Here is a 15,846-nt window from a genome sequence, read left to right as displayed (position 1 = left end):
GCCGGAAACTTACGGATCATGCGGTTGGCTCCAGTTCCGAAGTCACTGCGCCAACCAATGTTGGCGCCAGGCGTGGCGATGCGAAGAGGGATGAAGCGGGCACATCGGCGAGGGCAACAAGAGCGGCCGGCCGGGCCGCCCGGATAACCAGCGCTGGCCAGGGCGTCGGCCGTGGCGTCGCGTTGGCGATGGCCACGAGGTAGCGCTGCCGGCCTCGGCAGGCCGGACACTCGGACAAGGTCGCCCAGGGTGGCTGACGAGTTGGGCGCGTTCGGAGCCGAAGCAATCGCTATCCAGTGTGACGTCACCGAACGCGCCGATGGATGACGGGGTCGCCACGATTGTGGCCGAGGCCGGCGGGATGCACGTCCTCGTCAACTACGCGCAGGCGATGACACCGCACGATCATTCTCTGGGGACCTGGGATACCCGCAGAAGATCGACCTGGACGGCATCGCGGATCGGCCTTGGCTATCAGTCGGGTCCCGATACGCGAAAGGCCCGCGCGAACTGGAACGCGATTGTCTGATGCTCACAGAGTTCTACGGGCGCCGCGGGCGCTTCGAATCAGAGCCTGGACGACCATCGCTCAGCTCAGCGCGCGAGGCGTCTGGCGAGCCGCCGCCGTTGGAGATCGGCGGGACACCGTGTCGCACGCGGGAACCGAACTTGCTATCACCAGCCACTGCGCGCCCTGACGTCCTGCATTCGGCCGAGGGCCCGGAACAGACCTGGACCCACACCGGCCGCTGCGACTCAGGTTCTCGAGGGCCGAAGACTTTCTTGGCAAGGACGGCGGGGGCCCGGGCCCGAGGGCGATCGCCCCCAGACCCGGGCGGACCTAACGGCAGTACGGCATCCGCTTCCACGCGCAATGTGGCGTGGAACTCCATGCTCGGCCGTTGCCGCCTGCGAGCGCCCGACTACCGATGGGCAAGGACCCGCTCGTGCCCCTGTCCTGCGCACGCTGAAGCAGCGCGGAGATGTCGCGACCACCGGCTATGCGGCGACCGGCCCCGCTTGACGGATTGAGTCGGCGCGACGTGGGACGCCATGGATGTCCCACGAATCCGCGCGTGCCACACGCTTACTTGTCGGCAGGCAGGACGGTCGGCGGGAGAGGGTGCCGATACAGGCGCGCAGCATTCTCGCAGCACATTGCGCGCAGCTCCGCCGCCGGGATATCGCCCCACACCTGTCCGATCAAGTCCTGGGTGTCGGGCCAGGTGCCATCACCATGCGGGTAGTCCGTCTCGAGCATGATGTTCTCCACGCCGATGGCGTGCCGCGTGTTGATGGTCGACGGGTCGTCGAGGGTGCAGAACCAGAAATTGCGCCTGAGCACATCCGCAGGCCGTTCGTCCCAGCCGCGGCCGTAGCCCGAGCGGTCGACGAGGTTGTCGAGCCGATCGAGCAGCATCGCAACCCACCCGATGCCGCCCTCGGACATCGCGACCTTCAGCGTCGGATAGCGCAGTGGATAGCCCGACCACAGCCACTCAGCGCAGGCGGACAGCGAGAGCTGCCCGAAGAGCGTGGATCCCAACTGCAAGTTCGGCGCGTCGGCCGGCCCTTCATATCCGCCAGACGATCCGACGTGGAGGGAGATCACGGTGTCCGTCTCGACACATGCCTCGATGATCGGATCCCAGTAGCCACTGAACAGCGATGGGAAGCCGATGTGATGCGGACGCTCCGGGAGCGTCACCGAGCGGAAACCGCGCTCGGCGTTACGGCGGATCTCGGCCGCCCCGATCTCCGGATCACTGAGATAGGTGAGGCCCAGCGGGATGATCCGATCCGGGTGCGGCTGCCACCACTCGTCGTGCACCCAGTCGTTCCAGGCCTGGGTCACCGCAAGACCGAGCTCGGGATCCGAGGCGCGGGAGAAGACCCGCCCGCAGAAGCCGGTGATCTGAGACGGGAAGTTCAGGGAGGCCCACACCCCGTTGATGTCCATGTCATGAACGCGGGCGTTCACGTCGTAGCAAGCCGGCCTCATGTGGTCGAATCGAGCTGGCTCCATATCTTCTTCCATCGGCTTGCGCCCCGCGATCGCAGCCATGCCGATCTGTGAGAATCGCTGGCCGTCGAACTCCCACTCCTGCGCACCCTCGTCGGTCGTGACGACACGAGGCGCGAGTGCCTGAAGCTTCGCAGGAAGACGCCCTTCGAACATGTCGGGAGGCTCGACCAGATGGTCGTCAACCGAAATGACCGTGTATCGGACTTCCCGAGGCTCAGGCTCCGGGAGAAACAAGTCATCGTGCGATAGAACGTTGCTCGTCACGACTACCCTTTCTGTAAATAGTGCAACCAGTTTAACCATTGTGCCCCATTCGCCAGTTGCACGCCAGCCCCGCTGAACCGACTCCGGCGAGCCGCGGACATCGTGCACCTCCGTCGACCGGGTTGGTCGGGTTGGTCGAGGCGTCCCGCCGCTCCGGTGTCGCCACTGTCCGTTTCTGCGGGACGCTTGCCGCACCCGGCGTGTCGCGATGCCAGCTGCGCCGCCCCCTTTCCGACGGCCCGCCCTCCCTGTAACCAGCTGACTCTCCGGTGCTCATCGTGGCCTGCCGGCTGGACATCCGGTGTAGATGTCCTCGTGACACGTGCGTCAACCGACGAGGGGTCTTGCGACCGCGGGCCGCCATCTGCCTGCGCAGCAACCCGTCTCGATATCTCCCATCTGCTCGGCCCGCCCAGCGCGTTGCCACAACCGCATATAGGCCGATGCGGTCTTCGCGGGGTGCCCCAGATATAAGCGGTAGCCCGGGCCTGCTCGATAATCGGTTGAGGCGATTCAGGTAGATATTCTATAGGATTGACGAGCGAGTGCCTTCCACGCAGTCGGCAATGGTCGCCGTCCGGGTTCGGCTCCGTCGGCATCCGAGGTGTGTTCGCGGATCGGGATGTGGTGATGGATCGCGACTTTCCTGGCCCCGACGACGTCATCGACGACCGCAGGACTCACGACGAACATACCGCCGCCGAAACCCTCCGGCGAGAAGATTGACAGAAAACTGCAGCCGATGATTCATTCCGTCGACTCGCCGCTCGATAGCCCGGAGTTCCACAGGGTCGGGAGTACAGGGACCGAGCTGCCATCGCGAAGAACGCCAGAACCGCAGCCGACCTTTCCGACTCAGCTCGTCGGTCGCGCCCAGAGGATAGTTCGTACGTCGGCAGCGGGAACCCGCTTGCGAACGCGACATCCGTATCCGAAACGAATGCCGATTGCCCTCCACGTACGAGAAACGTTGGCGCAACGATTCGTCCGAGGTCGTCCCACAGCGGGCTGTAGTCGGTCCCGCCGGCGAGGACGTCGTAGCGCCATTCCCATCTACCGTCCGCCCTCCGTCTGGAGTTGCGGAGCACGATCCAGGGCCTACCGAGCGATCTCATCTCACAACTGCCGGCGACGTTTGCGCAAACCCTCCATCTGCCGACCGGGCGAGTCGGCCTCAGGGCAGAGCGGTAGATGAATCCAAGGACGTCACAAAACCTGACGGCGTATGCCAATTCCCGCATGCCGCGCCACCCACCGGGACACCGCAACAACTCCGGTCACCCGCCCGCGCCGCCGGAACATCTGGGGCCGCTTCCGACATCAGACAACTACGCCACACCTGATCCGGACATATGACCAAACCCACACCGGAGAACTTGACCAGAAGACGGTTGTACGCTACTCGACCATGAGGTAAATTCAGTCAACTCATTGCACAATTTATTTAACGGAGGTCATCCGTGAACCCAGGACAGAGCGGTCCTGATCGACGGAGAGCATTACGACGCACCCCGCCCGATCCCGTAACTCTGCAGCGAAACCTGCGCACACACTCAGCGCATCGAGACCGGGATTGCTGAAGCCATAAGCGCGGCGTCGTCTACACCCCCGCAATCACGATCACCGCCACCTACCAGCTTCAGGCGAATTCAAACCTTTCGATCGCGGTAAGCCTTCCAGCCCAACGCCCATCAACTGCATCCGCCTAGAACAAATTAGAAACATCTGTGTTTCAGTTTGCAATTGGATTCGGTACAACCAAGGAAAGAGCAATACCTATGCATCAACTGACTCGGGCGACCGCCATCGCCGCGCTTGCCATCACGGCCACGATGACAGCAGGCGGAGCAGCCATGGCCGACGCCGATAGCCCGAACGCAGCCGCCGCCACCCCGGCTCCGGCCGTTACGCCTGTGGACCCGGGTGCCGAATACCTGAACGCAATCAACGCGGTCACCGGCGCATTCGCCCTCGATTCCACCTCCGGCCGCCTGATCGGAACGGCGGCGGGCGTCATCATCGGTTGCCCTCTCGGAGCAGTGACCGGCGGCTCGCTGACCATCGCGATGCCCGTGCTCACGCCGGTCGGCATCGTCGGCGGATGCATCATCGGCGGGAGCGCGCTCGGATTCCTGGGCGGCACTGTCGGATCACTCGTCACCGGTTCCGGACCGGCCGCGAACGCGATGAATCAGCAATACAACTCGCTGCGCTCCAAAGGCCTTATCGCACAAGAAGTCCCCGCCAGCGACACGGCCCAGTAACCCACCCGGTCCACCCAGTCCTTAGTCGGACTCGTTCAAGAAAAGGAAAGCAGATGAGGATCCAATCTCAGGGTGTTGCCGTAACAGCGCTGTCTGCAATGATTTTGGGCATCGCCGCAGGAACTGCGAATGCCCAGGAAACCGCCATCACGGCCGACAATACGCAGACACAGCCTGCCGCACCTGCCTCGGCTCCCGTTGCCCAACCGATCGATCTGAACTCGGATCTCAACCAGTCTCTCGAGGCCGCGAACATGAGTATGGGCCCCGTCTCCGCGGTGGGCGCGGCGGCCGGCTCGGTCATCGGCGTGGTTCTCGGCTGCCCGTTCGGCATCGCCACTGGCGGCACCTTGCTGACAGTGGCCTCGGCGGGTGTCCTGACCGTTCCCGCCATTGCGGCGGGATGCATCGTCGGCGCAGTTGCGGGAGGCGGACTCGGCGCCATGATCGGCGGCTCGGCGGCAGGGCTTCCTGTCGGCCTCGCCGCGGGGATTCAGAAATACAACCAACTCCAGGCTCAGCATGCTGCGGATGCACAAAAGGTCGGTAACGACCCAAGTCCGGCACCCGCAAACAGCTGATAGTCGACAAATCGGCAGCATTTCTCCATCGTCCGCAGCCGGTTCGCGCGAATAGCTGACGACGGATTCGACGAGGGCCCGATGCCCTGCAGGGTTACCTGCTCCAGCATCGGTCATCTCGTCTGACACACCTTCCGTCGTGCCGACCAGCCAAGGGGTGACGGCCCCAAAATTGCCTCACCCCTTGGCATGTCGGCTTTCGGAACTGCAGATAGGCGCGCGAACGCCTGTCGGTCCCGCGCCGAGCGATCATCGACCAGCGCCAACCATGGCATCGCTCGTCGCCTGCCCTCGCCACCACCCGGCGCCTCCTGTTCCTACATCGGCAACCCAGGGCGCCGCGCCGGCAGGCTGTGTTTCCCGTTCTCACTCGGTGTCGTCATCTATAGATCTACAAACGTGATGCGGCGGGCCCGTTCCGCTTCTTCCCGTTCATTGTCCTCGCGGTCCTCGTCGTCGTGGCGGCCGTGCCCGGCCCCTCGCCGACCGCGTGCGGCGAGGATCAGCGACCGTGGTGAACAAAAAGATGACACGCATCGTCGGCCGCCAGATCACCCCGCACCTCGGTGATCTGAAGCCAGATCACGCACAGTATCGCCGATACGACCTCCGCGAGCGCCGACATTCTCGCGCTGCCGGAACTGGCCACCAGCGGATACGCCTTCCAGTCCGAGCCTGAAGTGATCGTTCACCAGTCGGTCCAGTGCACCGTACTTTTCGGCAGTGGCCCAGAACGTCTACTCGGTGTGATCACGATCCGTGACACGGCATCGCGATGGCCTTTTCGTCGAGTGCGGTGATTTCGTTCGCGACCTTCGTGCAATTGGCGAGAGTACGGCCGGCTACGGCAACCGAAGCGCGCTCACCTGGCTGGGCCAACGCGACCCCAGCCGATCTCCCGACCGGCATCGGTGACCAAGACTGGCTTGCCTCCAAAGCGTTCGGAGCGGACGTCTTTTTCGTGGAATCCACCATGGAACCTTTCAATCTGCCAGCCCGCCCCAGGACAGGTCGCCCACGCCCACGACCAGGTAGTCAGCGGCGCCGAGGGTTGACGGCCAGTATGATTAGATAGATAATTTATCTTTATGAAAATCGAAGTGGTTACTCAGAAACCCATGGGCCTCGGAAGCATCGGCGACGATCTCGTGGACTCGAGAGGATGGAAGTGGCGAACCTCGCCGGTCCCCGGTATTTGCGACCGCTGCTCGCAGCCATTCCCATCGGGAACCGTGGTGTCCAACGACAGCGCCGGGCTGCGGGCCGCGTGCTGCGCAGAGGAGCCACGAATGCGTCGGATCAGCAGGAGAACCGCGCGCTGGCGGTAGCGCGCCCAGCGCGGTTTCGACAGGAGCCACCGCCGCACTCGGCATCGCGCACCACTCATCGGATGACCACGTCGGATTGCCCCCATCGTCGGCTATCCTTCCGAGGTCGGCTGGTCGGGCGCCGCCGACCGAGCGGGAAAGCCCAGCATTGTGCAGCGGGGGTCGGCCACTCGCATTTCCGCCAGATCGGTAGGGCACCGGGTCATGCGCGTAAAGGCGTGCGAGTGTCCCGGTGACAACGAACCGGTCCCGGGAATGCAGCGCCTCGGTCACCTTGGCGCGATCGACGACTGAGTGCTCAGGCGACATGCGATCCCGGCCCGCCTTGTTACTTACACTGTAATGAAAAAGGGGGGCATTCTGTATAGCGACATCGAAGGAAGCCTTGGGAGGGCGCCATGAAATCAACAGCCAGCTGCACGACTCTCACCCGCGAGCAGCGCGCGAATTACCTCGCAAGTCTGAATGCACAGAGCTTACCCGCACTGATGCGATCCACCTGGACCTGGGATGATCGCGCGCTGCGCCGCCGCTCGAGCGAACTGCTCACCGGCCTCACCGCGGTCCGCGAACTACAGTCCGGCAGGGTCGAATGTCCCCGGCCCGTCCTCGAAGCGGCAGAAGCGCGGGTTTTGGCGGCGGCGGGCGAATTCGTGGCCGAAGTGCTGGGTACCCAGCTGCTCGCAGATGCGGGCAATGCCTTCCGCGAAGATCTTCTTCCCCTCGTTCGCGCGACCGGCGAACTTACCGCGGAAGCCGCCAGAGCTCTGGACGCACTCGCGGTCGACGTCACTGGGCACGTGATCGAACGCAACGAGGCACTGACGAGCATCCTCCCCGAAGAACAATGGGAGGAGAACGCATTCGGTCCGGATGCGACGGGGTTGGCTCGGGTGGCCTACTCGGCCGGATACACCCTGTCCCGTACCGACTATTTCGCCGCGGCAGGGCTCGGCGCGCAGGCTTTCGACGTCGCGGGTTCACCGACCAGTGACAGCGTCGATCTGCGCCACTGCACTCTTGCCGCGGCCGAGAAAACCGGTTCTTGGGATCCGGCTCTAGTCCGGGCCCGTGCGAAGTCGACCGACTCCGGCTGGCAGATCACCGGCGAGAAATGGTACGTACCCGGCGCGGCGACAGCGACGAAGATCTTCGTCGTGGCCCGCAATATCGGCGGCCCGTCGCTGTACCTGGTCGACCGAAACGCACCGGGCGTCACCATCGAGCCCCTGGATTCGCTCGACGAGGTGCACCCCCTCGTGCGCATGGTTTTCGAGGCGACCCCGGCGGTCCTCATCGGACGCGAGGGCGCAGCCGGGCGCATCATGAACCGCACGATCGACCGTGCCACGACGGCTCTCGCCGCCGAGCAGATGGGTATCGTCGACCGAGCGCTCGAGTGCCTGTCGAAGGCCCTCCCCTCTGCCAGCGACAACGAGTCGTGGCGGGGGTATACGAAAAAGCTCGCCGACCTCGAGGTGACGCGGGCAGGCGCGACCGCGCTCTGGTATCGGGCGGTGCGGCTGCAAGGTGGAGACGATCTCGATGCCGCCGCGGCGGCCGCGGCTATGGCGCACATCGGCTGCTCGAACGCGGTCCGGCAGGTGGCGATGCGACTCACCTCGGTGGCCGACGACCTCGACGCCGCGGATGTAGACGCCATCGCGACGCGGTCCCGCAGCACCGACCTGCTGTTCGGCGGCCCGGCACTGGCCCATGAGCGACTACTCGAACGACTCGGAATCTGATTTCGTGGGGCGATACAACAATCGACGCGGCACTCGCCCGGTCCGGTGGGCGGTTCGTAACCTGCGCCAATGGGATCGACCGAAACCTGCGTCGGCAGGCGACGGTGTCGCGAAGCCGCCCCGACGAAAGCTGGCCAGGAGCGCTGCAGGATCCGCCTCCGGGCGAATCTGGCCACGCCTCGAGGCTCCTTCGAAGACCGCACCGGCCCGCTGGCTGCAGGTGAGATCACGTTTGTCGGACGTGCACGTACGGCTCGAGCTCGTCACAATGCCGCCGTAACCGGCCCCGGCCGCCCGCTGCGGGTCGCCACCGTAACGGAGTGGTGGGCCCGCGTGGCCGTCCTTGGACTCTGACAGTCACCCCACGTCGCCACACCCTTGGCGCTCGCCGCCGCATAAACCGTCAGGTCGATCAGCCCCGCGTGAGCCGCGAATGGACGCAGTGGCAACGACTGATCCGCGCTCGGCCGACGGTCGGCTCCTGGGCCGCCATCCGCGCCCCGGCCAGCCGCAACGCGTTGCGCGCGCCGCGATCAGATAGAGCCCGAATGTCTTGCTGATACCCTCGAGGCTCGCGGGGTCCGATCGCGCTTCACCACTCGTTCGCGAATCCCCAGCCGCTGTGCGCGATCCCGACGTCACGCGGCGTGCCCATAACCGTCACTCGTCGAGCGAACCGTCACTCGTCGAGCACTGCGGTCACTAGTCCTACATCAGTCACTGTTTTCCATTCGGTGTCTGGTGTAGGGACCGGCTCAGCCGCCGGTCCACACCGGTTCGCGTTTCTGCGCGAAGGCTTCGGCACCTTCGCGCGCGTCCCGCGAGTCGAAAACCGGCTGGAGCAGCGTTCGCTGCCGTTCGAATGCCTCACTGGCGGACCAATCGGCCGACTCGACCAGGACCTGCTTCGTGGCGGCGACGGCGAGCGGTCCGTTGCGGCAGATACGTGCCGCGAGCTCGAGTGCGCTTTCGAGCGCCTGCCCCGGCTCCACCAGGCGATTGACCAGCCCGTACCGGTGACCGAGCTCCGCCGAGAAGGGATCCCCGGTCAATGCCAGTTCCATCGCGATCTGGTACGGGACGCGTCGTGGCATCCGGAGCAGGCCGCCCCCTCCGGCGACGAGGCCACGCTTGACCTCCGGCAGTCCGAACGCCGCAGTACGTGAGGCGACGATCAAGTCGGTCGCCAGTGCCAGTTCGGTACCTCCGGCCAGCGCAAATCCCTCGACCGCGGAGATCACAGGTTTGCGCGGCGGCGCCTCCGTGAAGCCGAGGCCGCGACCTTCGATCCCGATGTCCTCGCCGGCGAGGAAAGCCTTGAGGTCCATACCAGCACAGAAGTTCTCGCCCGCGCCGGTAAGGACGCCGACCGACAGATCGGCGCTATTGTCGAGCCGATCCATCGCCTCGGCCAGGCCCCGGCTGACCTCACCGTTGATCGCATTGCGGGCCGAGGGCCGGTTGATCGTGACGACGAGGATACGATCGCGCTGCTCGACAAGGAGCGCGGGGGGTCGGGATTGATCAGACACGATCCGGCCTTCCTTGGTGCGATGGCAGGACCTCAGCGGCCCTCGAGTAATTCATCTAATACGAGGTGCGGGTAGATATGGCTCCTCCGCGTACCGACGCGGAGATGCTCGCAATCAGAGCCGCTCGTAGATCGTCGCGTTGGCGGTGCCGCCGCCCTCACACATCGTTTGCAGGCCGTACCGCTTACCTGTGCGGAGCAGGTAGTGGATGAGCGTCGTCGCAAGCCGAGCACCGGAGCATCCGAGCGGATGTCCCAAGGCGATGGCACCGCCCATCGGGTTCAGCTTCGCCTCGTCGGCGCCGGTCTCGATCAGCCACGCCAGCGGCACAGAGGCGAAGGCCTCGTTGACCTCGAACGCATCGATATCGTCGATCGTCAGCCCAGATTTCCGAAGCGCGAGTGCGGTCGCCGGAATGGGGCCGGTGAGCATCTTGACCGGGTCGTCGCCGGTCACCACCGCAGTGTGCACCCGGGCGAGTGGGGTCAGACCCAGACGTGCCGCATTCTCCGAGGTGGTGATGAGCACGCCGGCGGCACCGTCCGAGATTTGCGAGGCATTGCCGGCACTGATCCGCCCGCCCTCTTTGAATGGCGTCCTGAGGCTGGCGAGCTTGTCGACGGTCGAACCGCGGCGGATCCCCTCGTCCGACTTCACGGTAGCGGCCGGGGTTGCAACCGGGATGATCTCGGCGTCGAAATGACCGGCGTCCTGGGCCGCGGCCGCCAGCTCATGCGAGCGGATGGCGTACTCGTCCATTCGGGTCCGCGACAGCTTCCACTCATCGGCGATCTTCTCGGCACCGTATCCTTGGTTGAACGCACCACCGAAACCGGGGTCGGTCAACTCGCTCGCATATCGGGCGACCGCGGGCCCACCCATCTCGCCGGTGCCTGGGACATTGGCCGAACTCATGGGCACCGCCGACATCATCTCGACACCACCGGCTACCACCACATCGGCCTGGCCGGAAATGACGGCGGCAGCCGCAGTGGAGATCGCCTGCTGCGACGAACCGCATTGGCGGTCGACCGTGAAACCGGGCACCGATTCGGGCCATCCGGCGCCGAGAACCGCCATGCGGCCGACATTGCCGGACTGCTGGCCGACACTCAGCACATTTCCCCAGTGCACATCGTCGACAACAGCCGGGTCGAGGCCGGTTCGCTCGGCGATCGCGGTCAGCACCAGAGCGGACAACTCGACGGCGTGCACGTCGGCGAGCCCACCACCCCGTTTGCCGATCGGTGTACGCAAGGCCTCGACGATCACAGCATCACGCATCTGGAGTCCTCTCGTGTCGACCATCGCCCGGCCCAGCTCATCGCCGCCAGACGAATATCATTATTAACTAACTAATTACACGATACAGTGCGGCGATGGCAATGCTCACAGGTGGGCTCACCCTTCGGGTGCCATCGGAAGCTGCTGAGCCCATGGCGACTGCAGGTCGCCCCGGAAAGTTCGGCACACTGAAAGTTCGTCACACTTTTGTTTTAGTTAACTTATTATACTGTCCTTGGGGAGTTAAGGAGGGCACCCGGATGTACGTCGACCTGAAGCTGCCGCAGCCCCGACAGCGGCAAGGCCTGGCCGAGTTGGCGGAGGCGGGGCGGAGGGCGGAGCACCAGGGTTACGACGCACTGTGGAGCGCAGAGTCGGCAGGCGATCCGTTCCTGCCCCTGGTCCCAGCGGCACAGAGCACAGAGCATCTCCGGCTCGGCACCGCGGTCGCGGTCGCGTTCGCCCGCAACCCGATGTCGTTGGCGTACACCGCACATCACTTGCAGGTACTGAGCGGCGGCAGGCTGCTGCTCGGACTCGGCAGCCAGGTCAAACCGCATATCGAACGCCGTTTCGGAATGCCGTGGAGCAAACCCGCCGCACGCATGCATGAATTCATCGAGGCGCTGCGAGCGATCTGGACATGCTGGCAGACCGGCAGCGACCTGGATTTCCGCGGCGAGTTCTACTCCCACACGCTGATGCCCCCGTTTTTCGCGCCCGACCCAAGCCCGTGGGGGCTGCCCAAGATCTACTTGGCGGCCGTGGGCGGCCGAATGACCGAGGTGGCCGGCGCCGTGTGCGACGGGCTGTTGCCGCACCCGTTCACGACCGAACGGTTTCTGCGCGTACAGACGATTCCGATGCTCGAAAAAGGCCGCAGGAAGTCGGGGCGCGATCTCACCGACTTCTCCGTCAGCTTGTCCGGGCTGGTCGTAACCGGCGAGACCGAAGAGGATATGACCCGGGCCGCGGCGGGGGTGCGCCGACAGATCGCGTTCTACGGCAGCACGCCCGCCTACCAAGACGTCCTGAGCCTGCACGGGTGGGAAGATCTCGGCACCGAGCTCATAGCCAGGTCCAAAAGCGACGACGCCGATCGCTGGGAGCGGATGGGCGATCTCATCGACGACGAGATCCTGAACACCTTCGCGGTGGTGGCAGAACCCGACCGGCTCGGTGCGGCCGTGCACGCCCGATTCGGCGGCCTGGTCGAGCGCTTCAGCTTCTACGCACCCTACGACCATGATCCCGCCATCTGGCTCCCCGCGGTCGCTGAACTCAACGCATCATGACCGAGGATGATGGGACAGTCGGTACGATGATCATCGAACCACTGTGAGGTAGGTCATGACCGAACCCAAGGAATCGGCCACCGAGCCGCCTCCGATCGCCTCGTTACCCGCCGTCCTCGGCGCCCTACAGGACCCGGTGCGGCTGGAAATGGTGCGACGGCTGAGCAATGCGGGCACCGCCATTCGCTGCGGTGCCCTCTACGAGATGATCAACAAGTCCACCGCCACCCATCACTTCAAGATTCTGCGCGAAGCCGGTGTCATCGAGCGACTGACCATCGACGGACAGACCTGCCAGCGTCTGCGCTCCGAGGACCTCGACAATGCCCTGCCCGGCCTACTGCCCTCGATCGTCGAAGCAGCGAACCGCGCCCACAGCGACTGAGCTGACCAGCTGGTGTCGGCGGGCGTACCGTTGCGCTATCGATGGCCGACGCGACACCGGCGGCTACCTATTTCAGCTCTCGACCGATCGCCGTACCGCGGGTGGCACAGCGGCTGGCGAACTCGTGACCCACTGCCGCCGGGAACGATCGGTGATCGTTCCCGGCGGCCCGGCCCGATTCGGTAACGTCGCGCGGTCAGGCAACCTTCTCGAATACGGCGGCGATACCCTGACCACCACCGATGCACATCGTCTCGATCCCGTACCGGGCGTCACGGCGAACCATCTCGCGTACCAGGGTGGCAAGGATCCGGCCGCCGGTGGCACCGACGGGGTGTCCGAGTGAGATCCCGGAACCGTTCACGTTGAGGCGGTCGAAGTCCGCCGGTGTGAAGCCCCATTCACGGGTGCAGGCGAGCACCTGCGAGGCGAACGCCTCGTTGAGCTCGACCAGGTCGATCTCCCCGAGTTTCAGTCCTGCCGCCGCGAGCGCGCGCTGCACGGCGGGCACCGGCCCGATACCCATCGTCGCGGGTGCCACTCCGGCCACGCCCCAGGACACCAGGCGCGCGAGTGGCCGCAATCCCAATTCGGCCGCCTTGGCGGGATGGGTGACGACGCAGATGGCCGCGCCGTCGTTCTGACCGGACGAATTGCCCGCGGTCACCGTGGCAGCAGCGTCACCGGCACCGAGTACGGGCCGCAGCCGCGCGAGCTTCTCGACCGATGAGTCCGGCCGGATGTGCTCGTCGCGGTCGACGACGGTATCCGTCTTGCGGCCCGGCACCGTGACGGGCACGATCTCGTCCGCGAAGATCCCCGAGGCCTCCGCTTGCGCGGCGCGCCGATGACTGCCGACGGCGAACTCGTCCTGCTCCTGCCGCGATATGCGGTACTCCCGACGTAGGTTTTCCGCGGTCTCCAGCATTCCGCCTGGCACCGGGAAATTCACACCGCCTGCGGTCACGCGTCCCCGTGCGAGCGAGTCGTTCAACATCACGCCCGGCCCTGCCTTGGCACCCCAGCGCATCGATGTCGAGTAGAACGGTGCGCTGCTCATGGATTCGGCGCCTCCGGCGAGCACCACTTCGCTGGCACCGGAGGAGACCTGCGAAGCCGCGTAGAGCACCGCCTGCAGACCGGATCCGCACCGTCGGTCGATCTGCAATCCGGTGACGCTGACCGGCAGTCCTGCATTCAGCGCCGCCACCCGGCCGATCGCCGGCGCGTCCATCGAAGGGTAGCAATTGCCGAGCAGAACGTCCTCGATGGCCTCCGGCGGTATGCCGGTTCGGTCGATGATCGCCCGAATCACTATCGCCGCCAGTTCGTGAGCAGGCACGTCCTTCAGCGATCCGCCGAACCCACCGACCGGGGTTCGCAGCGGCTCGCAGATTACGGCGTCACGCACCGTCGATCCTCGATTCTCTTGGGTTGATTGACAGAATCACCGGGAAAAAATGGACACCGCGGACGCGCCTGGGGCGCCGTACAGATGGGTGTAGCCGGTCTTGGGTTCGCCGGGAACCTGCCGATCGCCTGCCCTGCCCTGCAACTGCAGCACGATCTCATAGACTTGCCGCAATCCCGACGCGCCGATCGGCTCACCATTGGCGATGAGCCCGCCGTCGGTGTTGACCGCAAGCCTGCCGGTGATCTCGGTTTCACCGTCGGCGAGCCACTGCTCCTGCTCACCGTCCTTGCAGAACCCGTTCTCCGCCATGTGGATCAGCTCCGATCCCGCGTCGGTGTCCTGCAACTGCGCGACACGGATCTCCTCCGGCGCCAACCCCGCCTCCTCGAAGGCCGCCCTCGAAGCATCGACCGTCGGGCTCGGCACGTGGTGCAGCGGCAGCGACGGGCTCTGCACCTCGAAGGCTCCGAAACGCCGACTGCGCAACACTGATGAGCGGAGATACACCGGCGTGGAAGTGAATCGGGAAGCCAGATCCGCCCGGCACAGCACGACTGCCGCCGCGCCCTCATCCGGACTGCAGTACATGTACTGGGTGAGCGGGTAATTGACCACGGGCGCGGCCAGAATCTGCTCGACGGACAACGGCTTGCGGCGCCACGCGTGCGGCGTGATCGAGCCGTTGCGCAGGTTCTTTGCCGCGATCCTGGCGAGCGCTTCCATGGAGACCCCATGGTCGTACAGGTACCGGGTGGCTTTCGTCCCGAAGAAATGAGTGGTCATGAACATACCGGTCTGGCCGTACCAGGACGGCAGCCCAGCCACGGAAGGGTCCGCGGCGAACGCGCCGCGCGGATGCTTGTCCATCCCGATCGCCATCGCCACGTCGGCCTCGCCATGCCGGATCGCCTGTGCGGCCATCTGCAGCGAGGTACCCCCTGTTGCGCAACCGTTGAACACACCACGTACCGGGATTCCGGTCAGCCCAAGCCAGCCCACGATCGCGTCCGGGTTGGACACTTCGTAGCTGCCGACATAGGCCGTCTGGACCTGCGACCACTCGGCGTTCGCGTCGGCCAGGGCAGCTCGCGCAGCCTCGGCGCCCATCAACAAAGCCTGCTTGTCGGCATGCCTGCCGAACGGATGCAGGCCCACACCTACGACAGCGACGTCGGTCATTCGGTTCCACCTCGAGTAGTGTCAGCAGGAGCGAAGGCGTATGTGAGCACCTCGGTGCCGTCGGCGCGAACGGTGTACGGCACGACCACAAGCTGCATCGTCTGGCCGATCCGCAAGCGCGCCGGGTCCGACTCCGTGATCCTGGCCTGGACCATCAGTTCCCCTGGCAGCTCGATATAGCCGAGTGCGTAGGGAACGAAGGTCTCGGCGGTGTCGTCGCCGTCGTAGGGCGGCGACGGAGGCCGGAACTGTTGCGTGGTGAAGCTCCACAGCGTTCCGCGATTGCCGAGCAGCCGTTCCGGCGCACCGGGTTCCGCTGGAAAGGAGATAACGCCGTCTCGCTCCGATCCGATCAGACGTGGTTCGTCGGAGGGCCAGGTGAAAACCCCCTCGGCGACAGGTACTCGCGTGGTCATGACGCCTAGAATAGCAATTGTTTACCTATTTATCTAGCCCGTTTGACCGTCACCCCTCGATAAATTTGGACATATATAGTGCAATATATTATCTATCGGGGCGGTCGGGGTCAGCACAATCCATCTCGGG

The 15,846-nt window shown here is 65.0% G+C and carries 12 protein-coding genes; 6 read left to right on the top strand and 6 right to left on the bottom strand.

Annotation, left to right across the window (positions count from 1 at the left end):
* Positions 1–298 precede the first annotated feature (298 nt).
* A complete protein-coding gene (locus tag ACQPXH_RS11865; RefSeq protein ID WP_433602373.1) occupies positions 299–529 on the top strand; it encodes a hypothetical protein in 231 nt (76 codons plus the stop codon).
* 558 nt (positions 530–1,087) lie between these two features.
* Here the strand turns inward: ACQPXH_RS11865 and ACQPXH_RS11860 are convergent.
* Positions 1,088–2,329: an amidohydrolase family protein gene (locus tag ACQPXH_RS11860; RefSeq protein WP_433602372.1), complete on the bottom strand. Its 1,242-nt coding sequence runs from the start codon at positions 2,327–2,329 to the stop codon at positions 1,088–1,090.
* Positions 2,330–4,068: 1,739 nt separating this feature from the next.
* Between ACQPXH_RS11860 and ACQPXH_RS11855 the strand changes: the two genes are divergently transcribed.
* From ACQPXH_RS11855 to ACQPXH_RS11845, 3 genes are all read left to right on the top strand, one after another.
* Positions 4,069–4,554, top strand: coding sequence for a hypothetical protein (locus ACQPXH_RS11855; RefSeq protein ID WP_433602371.1), 486 nt, complete (start codon positions 4,069–4,071; stop codon positions 4,552–4,554).
* Between the two features lie 104 nt (positions 4,555–4,658).
* Positions 4,659–5,135, top strand: a complete 477-nt coding sequence (locus ACQPXH_RS11850) for a hypothetical protein (protein ID WP_433602370.1) — start codon at positions 4,659–4,661, stop codon at positions 5,133–5,135.
* A 1,726-nt stretch (positions 5,136–6,861) separates the two neighbouring features.
* On the top strand, positions 6,862–8,211 hold the full coding sequence (locus tag ACQPXH_RS11845) for an acyl-CoA dehydrogenase family protein (RefSeq protein WP_433602369.1): 1,350 nt from the start codon (positions 6,862–6,864) through the stop codon (positions 8,209–8,211).
* 755 nt (positions 8,212–8,966) lie between these two features.
* On the opposite strand, the gene ACQPXH_RS11840 is transcribed toward ACQPXH_RS11845, so the two are convergent.
* Together ACQPXH_RS11840 and ACQPXH_RS11835 are read right to left on the bottom strand one after the other, a co-directional pair.
* The gene (locus tag ACQPXH_RS11840; protein ID WP_433602368.1) at positions 8,967–9,743 is read right to left on the bottom strand and encodes a crotonase/enoyl-CoA hydratase family protein; all 777 of its coding nucleotides are present in this window, start codon (positions 9,741–9,743) and stop codon (positions 8,967–8,969) included.
* 114 nt (positions 9,744–9,857) lie between these two features.
* Positions 9,858–11,027: a thiolase family protein gene (locus tag ACQPXH_RS11835; protein WP_433602367.1), complete on the bottom strand. Its 1,170-nt coding sequence runs from the start codon at positions 11,025–11,027 to the stop codon at positions 9,858–9,860.
* A gap of 260 nt (positions 11,028–11,287) precedes the next feature.
* Here ACQPXH_RS11835 and ACQPXH_RS11830 point away from each other — a divergent pair, with 260 nt between their 5' ends.
* Together ACQPXH_RS11830 and ACQPXH_RS11825 are read left to right on the top strand one after the other, a co-directional pair.
* On the top strand, positions 11,288–12,322 hold the full coding sequence (locus ACQPXH_RS11830; protein WP_433602366.1) for a TIGR03617 family F420-dependent LLM class oxidoreductase: 1,035 nt from the start codon (positions 11,288–11,290) through the stop codon (positions 12,320–12,322).
* A gap of 55 nt (positions 12,323–12,377) precedes the next feature.
* Entirely contained in the window at positions 12,378–12,707 is a 330-nt protein-coding gene (locus tag ACQPXH_RS11825; protein WP_433602180.1) for an ArsR/SmtB family transcription factor, read from the top strand.
* 196 nt (positions 12,708–12,903) lie between these two features.
* Here the strand turns inward: ACQPXH_RS11825 and ACQPXH_RS11820 are convergent, their stop codons facing one another.
* The 3 genes from ACQPXH_RS11820 to ACQPXH_RS11810 are packed head-to-tail and all read right to left on the bottom strand — an operon-like array spanning position 12,904 to position 15,716.
* On the bottom strand, positions 12,904–14,118 hold the full coding sequence (locus ACQPXH_RS11820; protein ID WP_433602365.1) for an acetyl-CoA C-acetyltransferase: 1,215 nt from the start codon (positions 14,116–14,118) through the stop codon (positions 12,904–12,906).
* 36 nt (positions 14,119–14,154) lie between these two features.
* Positions 14,155–15,300, bottom strand: a complete 1,146-nt coding sequence (locus ACQPXH_RS11815; protein ID WP_433602363.1) for a thiolase family protein — start codon at positions 15,298–15,300, stop codon at positions 14,155–14,157.
* Positions 15,297–15,716 carry a Zn-ribbon domain-containing OB-fold protein gene (locus ACQPXH_RS11810; protein WP_433602361.1) on the bottom strand — a complete coding sequence of 140 codons (420 nt, stop codon included), beginning with the start codon at positions 15,714–15,716 and terminating at the stop codon, positions 15,297–15,299. The genes ACQPXH_RS11815 and ACQPXH_RS11810 overlap by 4 nt, the downstream gene beginning before the upstream one ends.
* Positions 15,717–15,846 lie beyond the last annotated feature (130 nt).

Origin of the sequence: Nocardia sp. CA-135953 (assembly GCF_050955735.1) — a bacterium.
Taxonomy (GTDB): Bacteria; Actinomycetota; Actinomycetes; order Mycobacteriales; family Mycobacteriaceae; genus Nocardia.
This window is presented reverse-complemented; position numbering and strand designations above follow the sequence as displayed.